The sequence below is a fragment of the Magnetospirillum sp. 15-1 genome (assembly GCF_900184795.1).
In the GTDB taxonomy this organism is placed as follows: Bacteria; Pseudomonadota; Alphaproteobacteria; order Rhodospirillales; family Magnetospirillaceae; genus Phaeospirillum.
Genome location: NZ_FXXN01000015.1, coordinates 36,531 through 52,335, shown reverse-complemented (window position 1 = coordinate 52,335; position 15,805 = coordinate 36,531). Strand labels below are relative to the sequence as shown.

The window sequence follows — 15,805 nt, the reverse complement described above, 5'->3', positions numbered from 1 at the left end:
GGTCATAATCCCGCCGACGGAATTCCTGGGAGCGGGCCTTGTCTTCCTTTGATCTCAAAAATCCGGTGTGGCGCAAGCGGGCGGTGATTGTCGGCGGTTTGGCGGTGGCGGCTGGCCTGGGGCTGGCCCTGTGGCCGCAGGCCCAGCCGGCCAAGACCAACGGGCGCCCCGGCGGCCCCGACGGCAGGCCGGTGGCCGTGGTGGTGGCGAGCGCGGCGCGGCGCGACATGCCCATCTATCTCGACGCCATCGGCACGGTGCAGGCCTACAACACCGTGACGGTACGCTCGCGCGTCGACGGCGAACTGGTCGAGGTGCTGTTCCGGGAGGGCCAGGACGTCTACGTGGGCGACGTGCTGGCCCAGATCGACCCGCGCACCTACCGCGCCCAGTACGAACAGGCCCTGGCCACCCGTGACAAGGACACCGCCCAGTTGGAGGCGGCGCGGCGCGATCTCGCCCGCTATGTCGGCCTGGGCGACCGCGTTTCGGGCCAGAGCGTCGATACCCAGCGTGCCCTGGTGCGCCAGTTGGAAGCCACGGTGCGCGCCGACGAGGCGGCGGCGTCCAACGCCAAGACCATGCTGTCCTACACGGTGATCGCGGCGCCCATCGAGGGGCGGACCGGCATGCGGCTGGTGGATAGGGGCAACATCGTGCGGGCCTCGGACGCCACCGGTCTGGTGACCCTGACCCAGGTGCAGCCCATCGCCGTGGTCTTCACCCTGCCGCAGCAATCCCTGGCCGCCGTCAACGACCGGCTGCGCCAGGACGGCAAGCTGCAGGTCACGGCGCTGCAGCCCGAAACCCGCGTCCTGGCCGATACCGGCGAACTGGAACTGGTGGACAACCAGATCGACCAGACCACCGGCACCATCAAGCTGAAGGCGGTGATGCCCAATGCCGAGCGCAAGCTGTGGCCGGGCGGCTTCGTCAACGTCCGCCTGCTGCTGTCGGTACGCCAGAACGGACTGGTGGTGCCGGCCCAGGCGGTACAGCGCGGTCCGCAGGGCACCTACGTCTTCGCGGTCAAGGAGGACCGCACGGTCGAGATGCGCGCCGTCAAGGTCACTACCGTCGAGGCGGGCCAGGCCCTGCTGGACGAGGGGCTGGCCGAGGGCGATACCGTGGTGGTGGAAGGCACCGCCAAGCTGCAGCCCGGCGCGCGCATCAGCACCGGTGAGAACCGGGGCGAAGGCCAGGGCGGCGATGGCAAAGGCGGCCAGCGGAAGGGACGCCCGGACAAATCGCAATGACAGAATTCGTTGAGGCTTGGCGGTCATGAACGTCTCGGCGCCCTTCATCCGCCGCCCCGTCGCCACCTGGCTGCTGGCCTTCGCGGTGGTGCTGGCCGGTATCCTGGGTTTCCGCATGCTGCCGGTCTCGGCGCTGCCCCAGGTGGACTTCCCCACCATCCAGGTGACCACCCAACTGCCCGGCGCCAGCGCCGAGACGGTGGCTACCCTGATCACCACGCCGCTGGAACGCCAGTTCGGACTGATTCCCGGTCTGGCGGTGATGACCTCGACCTCGTCCCAGGGCACCAGCGCGCTGACCCTGCAATTCGACCTGGGCAAGAGCATCGACGTGGCGTCGGAGGAGGTGCAGGCGGCCATCGACGCGGCGCGTGGCGTGCTGCCCACCGGGCTGCCCTATCCCCCGGTCTATTCCAAGGTCAATCCGGCCGATCCGCCGATCATGACCCTGGCGCTGACCTCGGACTCCCTGCCCATCACCCGGCTCAACGACGTGGCCGATACCCTGCTGGCCCAGAAGCTCAGCCAGATCAGCGGAGTAGGGCGCGTGCTGATCGAGGGCGGCCAGCGTCCGGCGGTGCGCGTGCGCATGGACCCGGCCCGCCTCGCCGCCTACGGCCTGTCGCTCGAGGATGTGCGCACGGCGCTGTCCAAGGCCAACGTCGACATGCCCAAGGGCAGCTTCGACGGTGTCGCCCAGGCCCTGTCCATCGGCGCCAACGACCAGATTTCCGATCCCATGGCCTATCCCGCCCAGGTGGTGGCGTGGAAGAACGGCGCCCCGGTACGCGTCGCCGATCTGGGCGATGTGGTGGAGGGTGTCGAGAATTCCCGCGTCGCCGGCTGGTTCGACGGCAAGCCGGCGGTGATCCTCAATATCCAGCGCCAGCCGGGCGCCAATATCGTCGCCACCGTCGACCGGCTGCAGGCCAAGCTGCCCGAGCTGACCCGCGCCGTACCCACCGGCGTCAAGGTTTCGGTCCTGGCCGACCGGACCGAGACCATCCGCGCCTCGGTGGCCGATGTCGAGTTCACCCTGGTGCTCACCGTCATCCTGGTGATTGGGGTGATCTGGGCCTTCCTGCGCTCGGTCCGCGCCACCCTGATTCCGGCGGTGGCCCTGCCGCTGTCGCTGATCGGCACCTTCGGGGTGATGGCGCTGTCCGGTTTCAGCCTGGATAATCTGTCGCTGATGGCGCTGACCATCTCGGCCGGCTTCGTGGTCGACGACGCCATCGTGATGATCGAGAACATCGTCCGCTACATCGAGAAGGGCATGAAGCCCCTGGACGCCGCCCTGGCCGGGTCCAAGGAGATCGGCTTCACCATCGTGTCGCTGACCGTCTCGCTGGTGGCGGTGTTCATTCCCCTGCTGTTCATGACCGGCATCGTGGGAAGGCTGTTCCGCGAATTCGCCCTGACCCTCACCGTCGCCGTGGTGGTGTCGGCGGTGGTGTCCCTGACGCTGACCCCCATGATGTGCGGCCATCTCTTGAAGGGCGGGCACGAGGAGGCCAAATCGGGGCGCTTCTTCGAGGCGCTGCGCGACGTTTACGCCCGCACGCTGGACTGGGTGCTGGGCCGGCAGGTCCTTACCCTGTGGGTGGCCTTCGCCACCCTGGTGCTGACCGTCGGTCTCTATGTCTTCATGCCCAAGGGTTTCCTGCCTTCCCAGGATACCGGGCTGATCGTCGCCACCACCGACGCCCGCGCCGACGTGTCGTTCTCCACCATGATGGACATGCAGCGCCGGGTGTCCGAGGCGGTGCGCACCGATCCGGACGTCACGGCGGTGGCCTCGTTCATCGGGGCGGGACCCATCAACCCCACCGCCAATACCGGCCAGATGACCATCGTGTTGAAGCCCAGGAAGCAGCGCTCCGCCTCGGCCGAGGCGGTGATCGCCCGGCTGGCCGAGAAGGTGGCGCCGGTGGCGGGCATGGAGGTGCATTTCCGCCCCGCCCAGGACATCCAGATCAGCCATCGCACCAGCCGCACCCAGTACCAGTACACCCTGACCGACATCGACGCCGTCGAGCTGGCCTATTGGGTGCCGCAGGTGCTGGAGCGGCTCAAGGCCTCGCCGCTGCTGACGGACGTCGCCACCGATTCCCAGGAAGGCGGGCTGCAGGCCGATATCCGCATCGACCGCGACAAGGCGGCCCGCCTCGGCGTGCTGCCCCAGGCCATCGACGATACCCTTTATGACGCCTACGGCCAGCGGCAGATTTCCACCATCTATTCCCAGGTCAACCAGTACAAGGTGGTCCTCGAGGTGACGCCCGAGTATCAGAGCGGGCCGGAGGCGCTGGGCGCGCTGTATGTCCGCTCCTCCACCAATGCCCTGGTGCCGCTGTCGGCGGTGGCCTCGGTGACCCGGGCGCGGGTGCCGCTGCTCATCACCCATCAGGGCCAGTTCCCGGCGGTGACCATCAGCTTCAACCTGGCCCCCGGCGTGGCGCTCGGCGCCGCCACCGACGCCATCGATTCCATCCAGCGCGACATGGGCATGCCCGAGACCATCACCGGCGATTATTCCGGCGATGCCGCCGAGTTCCGCCGCTCGCTGGAAAGCCAGCCCTGGCTGATCCTGGCGGCCATGGTGGTGATCTACATCGTGCTGGGCGTGCTGTACGAGAGCACCATCCACCCGGTGACCATCATGTCCACCCTGCCGTCGGCGGGCATCGGGGCGCTGCTGGCGCTGCTGGGCACCGGCCATGACCTGTCGCTGGTCGGCCTGATCGGCATCGTGCTGCTGATGGGTATCGTCAAGAAGAACGCCATCATGATGATCGACTTCGCCCTCGAGGCGGAGCGGCACGAGGGCAAGAGCCCCAGGGACGCCATCGTCCAGGCCAGCCTCCTGCGTTTCCGTCCCATCATGATGACCACCATGGCGGCGCTGCTGGGCGCCATTCCGCTGGCCATCGACAACGGCACCGGCGCCGAGCTGCGGCGGCCGCTGGGCATCGCCATCGTCGGCGGCCTGGTGCTCAGCCAGTTGATCACGCTTTATACCACGCCGGTGATCTACCTGGCCTTCGAGCGGCTGAAGCGGCGTTTCGCCCCCGCTCCGGCTCCGGCGGAGTAGGCGGGATGGACGGCGGCTTTTCCGCCATCTTCATCCGCCGGCCGGTGGCGACCCTGCTGCTGGCCCTGGGATTGTTCCTCACCGGCATGGTGGCCTTCGACCGGCTGCCGGTGGCGCCGCTGCCCAAGGTGGATTTCCCCACCATCTCGGTATCGGCCAAGCTGCCCGGCGCCGACCCCGCCACCATGGCCGCCACGGTGGCCGCCCCGCTGGAGCGCCGCCTGGGCGAGATTCCCGGCGTATCCGAGATGACGTCGACCAGCAGCCAGGGCTCGACCTCCATCACCGTGCAGTTCGACCTGGACCGTTCCATCAACGGCGCCGCCCACGACGTGCAGGCGGCCATCAACGCCGCCGCCTCGGACCTGGCCGTCGACCTGCCGTCGCCGCCCACCTACCGCAAGATCAATCCGGCGGAATCGCCCATCCTGATCCTGGCGGTGACCTCGGATTCGCTCCCCTCGGCCAAGGTGTTCGACGCCGCCGACGCCATCCTGGCCAGCCGCATCTCCCAGGTGGACGGCGTGGCCCAGGTGTCGCTGTCGGGCGCCGAGAAGCCCGCCGTGCGGGTTCGGGTCAATCCCGGCCAGCTGGCGGCCATGGGGGTGGGGCTCGAGGACGTGCGCACCGCCCTGGCCAACGCCAACGTCAACATGCCCAAGGGCTTCCTGGACGGCGCCGACGAGGCCATGAGCATCAACGCCAACGACCAGTTGTTCACCGCCAGCGCCTATGCCCCGCTGATCGTCAAGGCGGCCAACGGCGCCATCGTGCGGCTGTCGGCGGTGGCCTCGGTGGTGGATTCGGTGGAGAACACCCGCCTGGGCGGCTGGTTCAACCGCGACAAGGGCGTGCTGATCATTATCAGCAAGCAGCCGGGCGCCAACGTGGTCGAGACGGTGGAGCGCATCAAGGAGATCCTGCCGCAGTTGCGCCGCTGGATGCCGGCCGGCACCACGGTCTCGGTGGTCTCCGACCGCACCATCAACATCCGGGGCAATCTCGAGGACGTGGAGACCACGCTGGCCATCTCCATCGGGCTGGTGGTGCTGGTGGTCTACATGACCCTGGGACGGATGACCCCGACCCTGGCCGCCTCGGTGACGGTGCCGCTGTCGCTGGCCGCCACCTTCGCCTTCATGTGGCTGGTGGGCTATTCGCTCAACAACATCTCGCTGATGGCGGTGACCATTTCGGTGGGCTTCGTGGTCGACGACGCCATCGTGATGATCGAGAACATCACCCGGCACATGGAGAAGGGCGAGGGACCGCTGGAAGCGGCGGTCAAGGGGGCCAAGGAGATCGTCTTCACCGTGGTCTCCATCACGCTCTCGCTGGTGGCGGTGTTCATTCCGCTGCTGTTCATGGGCGGCGTCCTGGGGCGTCTGTTCCGTGAATTCGCCGTGACGCTCTCGGTGGCCATCGTCGTCTCGGCGGTGGTATCGCTGACCGTCACTCCCACCCTGTTCGGCCACCTGATGGTGCGCGCCAAGCCGCGTCCGCTGTCCGGCCCCGCCAAGCTGGGGGATGCGGCCATGGTGTGGCTGGAGCGGGCCTATGAACGCACCCTGGCGCGGGCCCTGGCCCATCGCCGCCTGATGCTGGCGGTGACCCTGGGGACGGTGGCGCTTACCGTGTTCCTCTATGGTCAGGTGGCCAAGGGCTTCTTTCCGCCCCAGGATACCGGTCTGGTGTTCGCCAGCGTCGAGGGCCGGGTCGACATCTCGTTCCGCACCATCGTCGAGCGCCAGCAGAAGGCGGCCGAGGTGGTGCTGTCCGACCCGGCGGTGGAAGGCCTGGGCTCGTTCGTCGGCTCGGGCGGCGGTCCCGGCGGCGGCGGCAATACCGGGCGCATGTTCATCAGCCTGAAGCCCCTGGGCGAGCGCAAGGAATCCGCCCAGGACGTCATCAACCGCCTGCGGCCCAAGCTGGCCCGGGTCGAGGGCGTCTCGGTGTTCCTGATGGCGGGCCAGGACATCCGTATCGGCGGGCGCATGGGCAAGGCCCAGTTCCAGTTCGTGCTGTTCAGCGAATCGCTGGATGAGCTGCGGGAATGGACGCCCAAGCTGGTGGAGCGCCTCAAGGCCGAGCCGGGCCTCGTCGATGTTTCCTCGGACCAGGACGCCGCCATTCCCCAGGCCCAGGTGGTGGTGGACCGCGATGCCGCCGCCCGGCTGGGCGTGTCCATGACCGATGTGGATCAGGTGCTGCAGGACGCCTTCGCCCAGCGGCAGGTGTCGACCATCTATACCCAGCGCAACCAGTACAAGGTGGTGCTCGAGGTGGACCCGCGCTTCCAGGAGGACCCGTCGTCCCTGCATCTGCTGTGGGTCAAGTCCAAGGACGGCCGCCAGGTACCGCTGGACGCCCTGGCCCATTTCGAGTCCTCCACCGCCCCGGTTTCGGTGGCCCACCAGGGCCAGTTCCCGGCGGCGACGCTGACCTTCAACCTCGCCCCCGGCGTTCCGCTGGGCGAGGCGGCGCTCCGCCTGCAATCGGCGGCGCGCGAGATTCACCTGCCGGCCGGCGTGCGCTGGGAATTCGCCGGCAACGCCAAGGTGTTCACCGAATCCCTCAGGGATCAGCCGGTGCTGATCCTCGCCGCCCTGCTGGCCATCTACATCGTGCTGGGCGTGCTGTACGAAAGCCTGCTGCACCCCATCACCATCATCTCGACCCTGCCCTCGGCGGGAATCGGAGCGCTGCTGGCCCTGATGGGCACCAACACCGAACTGACGCTGATCAGCGTCATCGGCGTGTTCCTGCTGATGGGCATCGTCAAGAAGAACGGCATCCTGATGGTGGATTTCGCCATCGAGGCCGAGCGCAAGGGCGCCGCGCCGCTGGACGCCATCCTGGACGCCTGCCGCACCCGCTTCCGTCCCATCATCATGACCACGCTGACCGCCCTGCTGGGCGCCGTGCCCCTGGCCCTGGCCTCGGGACCGGGCGGGGCGCTGCGCCGGCCGTTGGGCATCGCCATCGTCGGCGGGCTGCTGCTGTCGCAACTGCTCACCCTTTACACCACGCCGGTGGTCTATCTGTGGCTGGCGCGCCTCAAGGCATGGCGCAAGGGTTCGAGGACGGGGGCGGCCGCATGACCGCGACGGCCTCAGTCCAGCCCGTCGTCCCCGGTCGGGGCGAGACGCGCCAGACGCGTCACGGTGGTCGGGTGCACCCCCAGTTCGCGGGCGATGGAGGCGGCGGTGCGCCCGGCGGCCAGCTCGCCGGCGATCAGCCCGATGCGGGCCGGGTCCAGCTTGCGCGGACGGCCGGGTCTCACCCCCGACAGGGCCGCTTCATAGAGGCCGGCGTTGCGGCGGTCGGCCTGAAGCCGGCTTTCGAATTCGGCGAAGGCGGCCAGCACGTTGCGCGCCGCCGGAACCGAGGTGTCGATCTTTTCCAGCACCAGCCGCAGGGTGGCGCCGCGACCATGGACGTGGCGGGATACCCGCAGCACTTCGACGATGGACGGCGCCAGATGGGCGATGGACGGCGACACCAGTACGTCGCCGTTGCTCAGGCCGGCGATCAGTTGGGTCCGGGCCGTCTGGCGGCCGACCCCGTCCGATTCGATGCGCAGGCAGCGCTCGGCGCGCAGTACGGCGGTGGGCGCCGCCTCCTCGCCGCCGTCGATCCTGCGGAAATAGCCGACAATCATCGTTTTCCGGTTCCCTTGTCGCGATGGGCGGATGGTAGCGTCTTTCCCCAGTCTGTCCACATGTTATGCACGGTATTTTTACGGGGGGCGCCGTGCGGCGTGGGAACTTGTGCCATCATGTGGCGGCCAGGAAATGCGCGCCTCTTGAAATTACGCAGCCTATTTTTACCATGGCCCTGTGAACCGGGTGTAAAGATCGGCGGCGCAGTTTGCTCCAAGGCTGTCAACAGGCTCTTTTGGTTGAACGCGGTGAGGAGCGGGGGGGCTGTCCGCCCCGATGGCTTCCACCCTGGCGGAAGCGTCGGATACCTCCGGCTCGCCGTCTTCCGATTCGCGGTCTGTCCACAGGTTTCGCACGGTAATTTCGCTGGGATCGCCAAGGGTCGTCCTTTGGCGGTGGAGGCGGCGCAATCTTGGTAAATGGCGTCCTTTCGCCTTTTTCATGGATATTTCGCAGGGACGATGTGAACGCCTTGCGACAGGGACGCGACGCTTTCGTTTGCGTAATATCAACAGTGCCGCGCCGGGGCGCGGAGAGGAGATGACGACGTGAGGAAGACCGCCCTTTCCGCCCTTTCGGTGGCTTTGCTGTCGGCCTGCTCGGTGGGCGACGCCTATGTCAGGCCGGTGACGCCGCCTCCCGCCCAGTGGAAGAACGCGGCCCAGGGCAATGTCTGGCCGGGTCAGGATTGGTGGCGGCAATTCGGTTCCACCCGCCTCGGCGAACTGATGGCCCGCGCCCAGGCCGCCAATTTCGATCTGGCCGCCGCCACCGCCCGGGTGCGGCAGGCCGACGCCCAACTGAGCATCGCCGGGGCATCGCTGCTGCCGTCGCTGTCGGCCTCGGCCGGTGAGACGCGGGCGCGGGCATCCCGGGCCGCCTCGACCACCACGCTGTCCAAGGCGCGCTACACCACCACCAGCAGCGCGACGCTCACCGCCAGCTACGAGATCGACTTCTGGGGCAAGAACGCCGCAGCGGTGGATTCGGCCGAGGCGGCGGCCCAGGCCTCGCGCTTCGACCTGCAGACCGCGACGCTGACCGCCCAGTCGGGGGTGGCGACCACCTATTTCGAGATCCTGGGGCTGCAGGAGCGTATCCGGCTGGTCAAGGAATCCATCACCAATTCCGAGGGCATCCTGTCGGTGTTCCGCGACCGCCAGCTGGCGGGAACCGCCACCTCGCTGGACGTGGCGCAGCAGGAAAGCGTGCTGGCCACCCAAAAGGCGACCCTGGCGCCGCTGGAGCGCCAGATGCGCCAGGACTACAACGCCCTGGCCATCCTGACCGGCCGCCTGCCCGAGGATTTCGGCCTGGTGCCCGAGACCCTGGGAGTGCTGCTCGTGCCGGCGGTGGGGGCGGGGCTGCCGTCGGAATTGCTGGCGCGGCGTCCCGACGTGCAATCGGCCGAGGCGTCCCTGCGCGCCGCCAACGCCGACATCGCGGCGGCCCGCGCCGCCTGGTTTCCCTCCATCTCGCTGACCGGGCAGGGCGGCTTCCAAAGCCTGGACCTCCTGAAGATGATGACGGCCCAGAGCCTGCTGTGGTCGGTGGCCTCGTCGGCCACCCAGACCATCTTCGACGGCGGCAGGATCGCCGGGACCGTCGAGCAGAAGCGGGCCCGCTTCGAGGAACTGTCCCAGACCTACCGCAAGGCGGTGGCCTCGGCCTTCTCCGACGTGGAGAACGCCCTGATCGCCGTGGAGAAGGCCGTCGAGGAGGTGGAGGCCCAGCGAGTCGCCGAAGCCACGGCGCGCCGCGCCTTCGAGATCGCCCAGGCCCAGTTGGCCGGCGGCATCGTCGACGTCACCACCGTGCTCAACACCCAGAAGACCCTGTTCACCGCCCAGGATTCCCTGGCCCAGGCGCGGTTGTCCCAGATGCAGGCCATCGTCGGCCTCTACAAGGCGTTGGGAGGGGGCTGGCAGGCTGGCGTCTGATCGATAAAATCGATTTTTGAAACAAGTTTAACTCGTTTCATTCGATCAGTCGTTTTCGATAAGGTCTCTTCATCGGTTCACACCAAGGAGATGACCCCAATGGCCTTCAACCCCGCCTCTCCCACCATCGCCAATCTCGAAGCGGCCTTCGCCGGCGAGTCCATGGCCAACCGCAAGTACCTCTACTTCGCCCGCCGGGCGCGTGAGCTGGGCGCCGTCGAGGTGGCCGAGGTCTTCGAACGCACCGCCGAGCAGGAAACCGCTCACGCCTTCGGACACCTTGAACTGCTCTATCCCAAGGCCGAACTGACCGTCGAGAAGATGCTGCAGATGGCCATCGACGGCGAGACCTACGAGTACACCGAGATGTACCCGAAGTTCCGTCATCTGGCCGAGCAGGAAGGCAACACCGCCGCCGTCGCCGAGATGGACGAGCAGATCGCCGAGTCCCAGGAGCACGCCGAGCGCTTCGCCAAGATCCTCGCCACCGCCGCCAAGCGCTTCGCCGCCCTGGCCAAGGTCGAGGAGAAGCACGCCGGCCACTACCAGGCCACCCTGAACGCCCACAAGGGCTGAGCCGCCAAGGAAGGAGACCTGATGATGAGCAACGATCAGATCTGGATCTGTGTGGTGTGCGGCCTGGTCTACGACCCCGTCCTCGGCCTGCCCGAGGACGGAATCCCCCCGGGCACCGCCTTCGAGGACATTCCCGACGACTGGTCCTGCCCCGATTGCGGGGTCAGTAAGGAAGACTTCGAACCCCACCAGGATGCCGCCTGGATTCCGCCCAAGATGGCCGTCTGACCAACACCCCAACCCGGAGGAAGCGATTATGAAGAAGTATGTCTGTGTCGTGTGCGGCTTCGTCTATGACCCGGCTGTCGGCTTGCCCGACGACGGCATCCCGCCCGGTACCGCCTTCGAGGATATCCCCGATGACTGGTCCTGCCCCGATTGCGGCGTGTCCAAGTCGGATTTCGAACCCCAGGAGGGCTGATCATGAGCAACGCCGCCGCCCGAAACGGTGTGGTCATCCTCGGCAGCGGGCTGGGGGGCTATACCCTGGCCCGCGAACTGAGGAAGCTGGACGCCGAAATCGCCATCACCATCGTCACCGCCGACGGCGGCGAGTCCTACTCCAAGCCCATGCTGTCCGCCGCTTTCGCCCAGGGCAAGGACCCGTCCACCCTGGTGCAGAAGGGGCCGGAGCAGATGGCGGCCGACCTCAAGGCCTCCGTTCTGGTCCGCCATCGGGTCGCCGCCATCCGCCGCGATGCCAAGGCGGTGGTGGTGCGCCGTCCCGACGGTTCCGAGTTCGAGCAGCCCTATGGCCGCCTGGTGCTGGCTATCGGCGCCGATCCCCGGCCCTATTGGGTCGAGGGCTGCGAGGACGCCCAGGTGCGCACCGTCAACGACCTGGACGATTATACCGCCTGGCGCGCGGCGCTGAAGCCGGGCGGGCGCGTCCTGCTGGTGGGGGCCGGGCTGATCGGCTCGGAATTCGCCAACGATCTGGCCGGATCGGGCCATCACGTCACCGTGGTCGACCCGGCGCCCTGGCCGCTCGGCCGCCTGCTGCCGCAGGCGCTGGGCGACGAGATGGCCAAGGCGCTGGGCGCGGCGGGTGTCACCTTCCATCTCGGCCGTTCGGTGGCCTATTGGAACAAGGGCCGCGCCGCCCTCGACGACGCCACCATGATCGCCTACGACCACGCCCTGTCGGCCATCGGTCTGGTGCCGCGCACCCGGCTGGCCTTCGAGGCGGGGCTGAAGGTGGAGCGGGGCATCGTGGTCGACCGGACCTTGCGCACCTCGGACCCGGACATCTTCGCCATCGGCGATTGCGCCGAGACTCCCGCCGGGCCGCTGCCCTTCGTCCTGCCGCTGATGGCCGAGGCCAAGGCCCTGGCCGCCACCCTGGCCGGTACCGAGACCGTGTTGACGCTTCCCGCCCTGCCGGTGGTGGTCAAGACTCCGGCCCTGCCCATGGTGGTCTGCCCGCCGGCCCCCGGCGCGGCCGGCGAATGGGTGATCGAGGGCGAGGGCCGCGACCGCAAGGCGCTGTTCCTGGCGCCCGACGGCAAGGCCCTGGGCTTCGCGCTCTCCGGCTCGCGGGTCAACGAGCGGCAGGCTCTGGGGCGCGAGATGCCCGATCTGCTGTGACTCCTGGTCCGCTGCGACACCGGGCCTGTTGTGACAAACATCAAATGATGCTTTGCTGAAAGGCGGATGGGCAAACGTATTAGGGGGACTTTTCCGATGAAGCTTCAGCTTGCCGCCTTCGCCGCCGCCATGGCCCTGGCCGGTACCGCCCTGGCCGCCGATCCGCCGGCCGCCTTCACGCCGTGCAAGGCGTGCCACAAGGTGGAGGCGGGAGCCAATGGCGTCGGGCCAAGTCTGTTCGGCGTGGCCGGCTCCAAGGCGGGCACCGTGGCGACGGGCTTCAAGTACTCGCCGGCCATGGCCGGCTGGGGCAAGAGCTGGGACGACGCCAATCTGGCGGCCTATATCGCCAATCCCAAGGAGACCATCCCCGGCAACAAGATGGTCTATGCCGGGAGCAAGAATCCCGACGATGTGGCGGCGCTGATCGCCTATATGAAGACCCTGAAATAACGCTTCGAGTCCCCTCCCCGGCGGGACGGCCGGGGAGGGAGACTAAGGGTTTTACCGCCCCCTCGCCTGCTCGGCGGCGTGGGCGGCGGCGGCGCGGGCGTGATGCCCGGCCACCATCTTGCGGATCACCACATAGAAGATCGGCGTGAACACCAGCCCGAAGCCGGTGACGCCCAGCATGCCGTAGAACACGGCGGTGCCCAGGCTCTGGCGCATCTCGGCACCCGCACCGGCACCGGCCACCAGGGGCAGCACGCCCAGGATGAAGGCCAGCGAGGTCATCAGGATGGGACGCAGGCGGGTGCGGCCGGCATGCACGGCGGCCTCGACGCGGTCCAGGCCCTCGGACTCGCCCTGGCGGGCGAATTCGACGATCAGAATGGCGTTCTTGGCCGCCAGCCCGATCAGCACGATGAAGCCGATCTGCGCCAGGATGTTGATGGGCAGCCCGCGGATGATCAGTCCGGTGACGGCGGCCAGCAGGCACATGGGTACGATCAGCACCACGGCGGCGGGCAGCGACCAGCTTTCATACTGGGCGGCCAGCAGCAGGAAGACGAACAGCACCGAGGCGGCGAAGACGAACAGCCCGTTGTTGCCGGCCAGCAATTCCTGCAACGCCAGTTCGGTCCACTCGAAGCCGAAGCCGTCGGGCAGCCGCTCGGCGGCCAGGGCGCGCATCTGCTCGAGCGCATAGCCGCTGGCATAGCCCGGCGCCGCCGAGCCCTGCACCTCGGCGGCGGGGAACAGGTTGTAGCGCGGCACGCGGTAAGGCCCGGTGTCGAAGCGGAACGACGCCACCGCGCCCAGCGGCACCATCTGGCCCTTGTCGTTGCGGACCTTGATGTTGCCGACGTCCTCGACCTCGTTGCGGAACTGGGCGTCGGCCTGGGCGGTGACGCGGAAGGTGCGGCCCAGGTAGTTGAACTCGTTGACGAAGGTCGAGCCGAGATAGATCTGCAGCGCCTCGGAGATGCGGTCCACCGGCACGCCCAGCATCTGGGCGCGCACCCGGTCGATATCGGCGTAGACGTTGGGCGTGCGGGTGTTGAACAGGGTGAAGATGCCCTGCAGGCCGGGAATCCGGTTGGCCGCCGCCGCGATGTCGTTGGCCGCGTCCTCCAGCGCCTTGGGGCCGCGCCCGCCCTTGTCCTGCAGCATCATCTTGAAGCCGCCGGCCGTGCCGATGCCGCGCACCGGCGGCGGCGGGATGGTGATGATGAAGGCTTCCTGGATGGAACTCAGGCGCTTCCTCAGCTCGGCGGTGATGACGTTGGCCGACAGGCCCTGGGCATAGCGCTCCTCGAACGGCTTCAAGGGCGTGAAGATGGCCGCCGCGTTGGAGGCGTTGGTGAAGGTGGCGCCGTCCAGGCCGGTGATGGCCACCGTATGGCCGACGCCGGGCGTCTCGGCCATGATCTTCTCGACGCGCTTGACCACCGCGTCGGTCCGCGACAGCGAGGCGCCGGGCGGCAGCTGGATCACGGTGATCAGATAGCCCTGGTCCATCTCGGGGATGAAGCCCTTGGGGGTCTTGACGAACTCGACCCCCGCCGCGCCGATCAGCGCGGCATAGAGCAGCAGCATCAGGGTCGATTTGCGCACCACCGTGCGGGTCAGGCTGCCATAGCCGCCGGCCAGCCGGTCGAAGCTGTGGTTGAACCACGCGAAGAAGCGGGCCACCTGCCGGCGCCAGCCGGTCTCCTCGTGGTGGTCCAGCGGGCCGTGGCCGCGGAACAGCAGGGCGCAGAGCGCTGGCGACAGGGTCAGCGAGACGACCAGCGAGATCACCGTCGAGGCGGCGATGGTCACCGCGAACTGGCGGAAGAACTGGCCCGAGATGCCGGGAATGAAGGCGGCGGGAATGAACACGGCGCACAGCACCAGGGCGATGGAGATCAGGGCGCTGCCCACCTCGTCCATGGTCTGGTGGGCGGCGGAACGCGAGTTCATGCCGTCCTTCATGTTGCGCTCGACGTTCTCCACCACCACGATGGCGTCGTCGACCACGATGCCCACCGCCAGCACCAGCCCGAACAGCGACAGGTTGTTGAGCGAATAGCCCAGCGCCCCGAGAATGGCGAAGGTGCCGACCAGCGAAACCGGAATGGCGGCCAGCGGAATCAGCGAGGCCCGCCAGGTCTGCAGGAACAGGATCACCACGAAGACCACCAGGATGACGGCCTCGAAGATGGTCTTGATCACCTCGTGCACCGACTGGGCGATGAACTGGGTGGGGTTGTAGGCGATGGCGTAGCTGACGCCCGAGGGGAAGGTCTTGGACATCTCCTCGACCTTGGCGATGACCCGGTCGGCGGTGGCCAGGGCGTTGGAGCCGGGGCGCTGGAACACCGCGACCGGCACCGCGTTGTTGCTGTCGAGATAGCCGTTGACGCTGTAATCCAGCGCTCCCAGCTCGATGCGCGCCACGTCGCTCAGGCGCACGATGCGGCCCGAGGCATCGGTCTTGACGATGACCTCGCCGAACTGGGCGGGGTCGGTCAGGCGACCCTGGGTCTGCACCGACAGCTGGAAGGCGCCCTGCTTGGGCACCGGCGGCTGATCCAGCACGCCGGCGGCGATCTGGACGTTCTGGGCCTGCAGCGCCTTGACCACCTCGCCGGCGGTCAGGTTGCGGGCCGACGCCTTGTCCGGGTCGATCCACACCCGCATGGAATAGTCGCGGGCGCCGAAGATGCGGACGTCGCCCACGCCGTCCAGGCGGGCCAGGACGTCGATCATCTGCAGTGTCGCGAAATTGGACAGGTACAACTGATCGCGCGAGCCGTCGGGCGAATTCAGGTGCACCACCATCAGCATGTCGGGCGAGTTCTTGGCCACGGTGATGCCGATGCGCTTGACGTCGTCGGGCAGGCGGGCGGTGGCGACCGCCACCCGGTTCTGCACCAGCACCTGGGCGGTGTCGAGATTGGTGCCCAGCGCGAAGGTCACCGTCAGCTTCAGGTTGCCGTCGCCGGTGGCCTGACTGCTCAGATACAGCATGTTGTCGACGCCGTTGATCTGCTGCTCCAGCGGCGTGGCGACGGTGTCGGCCACCACCTGGGCCGAGGCGCCGGGATAGGAGGCGCTGACCACGATGGTCGGCGGCGCGATCTCGGGATACTGCGCCACCGGCAGGGTGAAGTAGCTGATGGCGCCGATGATGGTGATCAGGATCGACACCACGGTGGCGAAGATGGGGCGGTCGATGAAGAAGTGGGACAGGCGCATGGGTCG

General features: G+C 67.9%; 11 protein-coding genes. 9 read left to right on the top strand and 2 right to left on the bottom strand.

The features are described from left to right. The first annotated feature begins 38 nt into the window (after window positions 1–38). Genes CP958_RS02530 through CP958_RS02520 form a run of 3 tightly spaced genes read left to right on the top strand, consistent with a single transcriptional unit; the run spans window position 39 to window position 7,451 of the window. On the top strand, window positions 39–1,256 hold the full coding sequence (locus CP958_RS02530; RefSeq protein ID WP_096700445.1) for an efflux RND transporter periplasmic adaptor subunit: 1,218 nt from the start codon (window positions 39–41) through the stop codon (window positions 1,254–1,256). A 25-nt stretch (window positions 1,257–1,281) separates the two neighbouring features. Continuing rightward, window positions 1,282–4,350, top strand: coding sequence for a multidrug efflux RND transporter permease subunit (locus tag CP958_RS02525; protein ID WP_096700444.1), 3,069 nt, complete (start codon window positions 1,282–1,284; stop codon window positions 4,348–4,350). 5 nt (window positions 4,351–4,355) lie between these two features. Then, a complete protein-coding gene (locus tag CP958_RS02520; protein ID WP_096700443.1) occupies window positions 4,356–7,451 on the top strand; it encodes an efflux RND transporter permease subunit in 3,096 nt (1,031 codons plus the stop codon). 11 nt (window positions 7,452–7,462) lie between these two features. On the opposite strand, the gene CP958_RS02515 is transcribed toward CP958_RS02520, so the two are convergent. After that, window positions 7,463–8,011: a recombinase family protein gene (locus CP958_RS02515; RefSeq protein WP_096700442.1), complete on the bottom strand. Its 549-nt coding sequence runs from the start codon at window positions 8,009–8,011 to the stop codon at window positions 7,463–7,465. Window positions 8,012–8,560: 549 nt separating this feature from the next. On the opposite strand from CP958_RS02515, the gene CP958_RS02510 reads away from it, so the two are divergent. The 6 genes from CP958_RS02510 (at window position 8,561) to CP958_RS02485 (ending at window position 12,568) form a co-directional block, all read left to right on the top strand. Beyond that, window positions 8,561–9,952 (top strand): efflux transporter outer membrane subunit, encoded by a 1,392-nt coding sequence (locus CP958_RS02510; protein ID WP_096700441.1) that lies wholly within the window; start codon window positions 8,561–8,563, stop codon window positions 9,950–9,952. 99 nt (window positions 9,953–10,051) lie between these two features. Beyond that, complete coding sequence (locus CP958_RS02505; protein ID WP_096700440.1) at window positions 10,052–10,528, top strand: rubrerythrin family protein; 477 nt, start codon at window positions 10,052–10,054, stop codon at window positions 10,526–10,528. A 24-nt stretch (window positions 10,529–10,552) separates the two neighbouring features. After that, window positions 10,553–10,756, top strand: a complete 204-nt coding sequence (locus CP958_RS02500) for a rubredoxin (RefSeq protein WP_096700439.1) — start codon at window positions 10,553–10,555, stop codon at window positions 10,754–10,756. A 28-nt stretch (window positions 10,757–10,784) separates the two neighbouring features. Continuing rightward, complete coding sequence (gene rd / locus CP958_RS02495; protein WP_096700438.1) at window positions 10,785–10,949, top strand: rubredoxin; 165 nt, start codon at window positions 10,785–10,787, stop codon at window positions 10,947–10,949. Between the two features lie 2 nt (window positions 10,950–10,951). After that, window positions 10,952–12,115 (top strand): FAD-dependent oxidoreductase, encoded by a 1,164-nt coding sequence (locus tag CP958_RS02490; protein WP_096700437.1) that lies wholly within the window; start codon window positions 10,952–10,954, stop codon window positions 12,113–12,115. Window positions 12,116–12,211: 96 nt separating this feature from the next. Then, on the top strand, window positions 12,212–12,568 hold the full coding sequence (locus tag CP958_RS02485; protein ID WP_096700436.1) for a c-type cytochrome: 357 nt from the start codon (window positions 12,212–12,214) through the stop codon (window positions 12,566–12,568). A gap of 51 nt (window positions 12,569–12,619) precedes the next feature. On the opposite strand, the gene CP958_RS02480 is transcribed toward CP958_RS02485, so the two are convergent. Further along, a complete protein-coding gene (locus tag CP958_RS02480) occupies window positions 12,620–15,799 on the bottom strand; it encodes a multidrug efflux RND transporter permease subunit (RefSeq protein ID WP_096700435.1) in 3,180 nt (1,059 codons plus the stop codon). Between the last annotated feature and the right edge of the window lie 6 nt (window positions 15,800–15,805).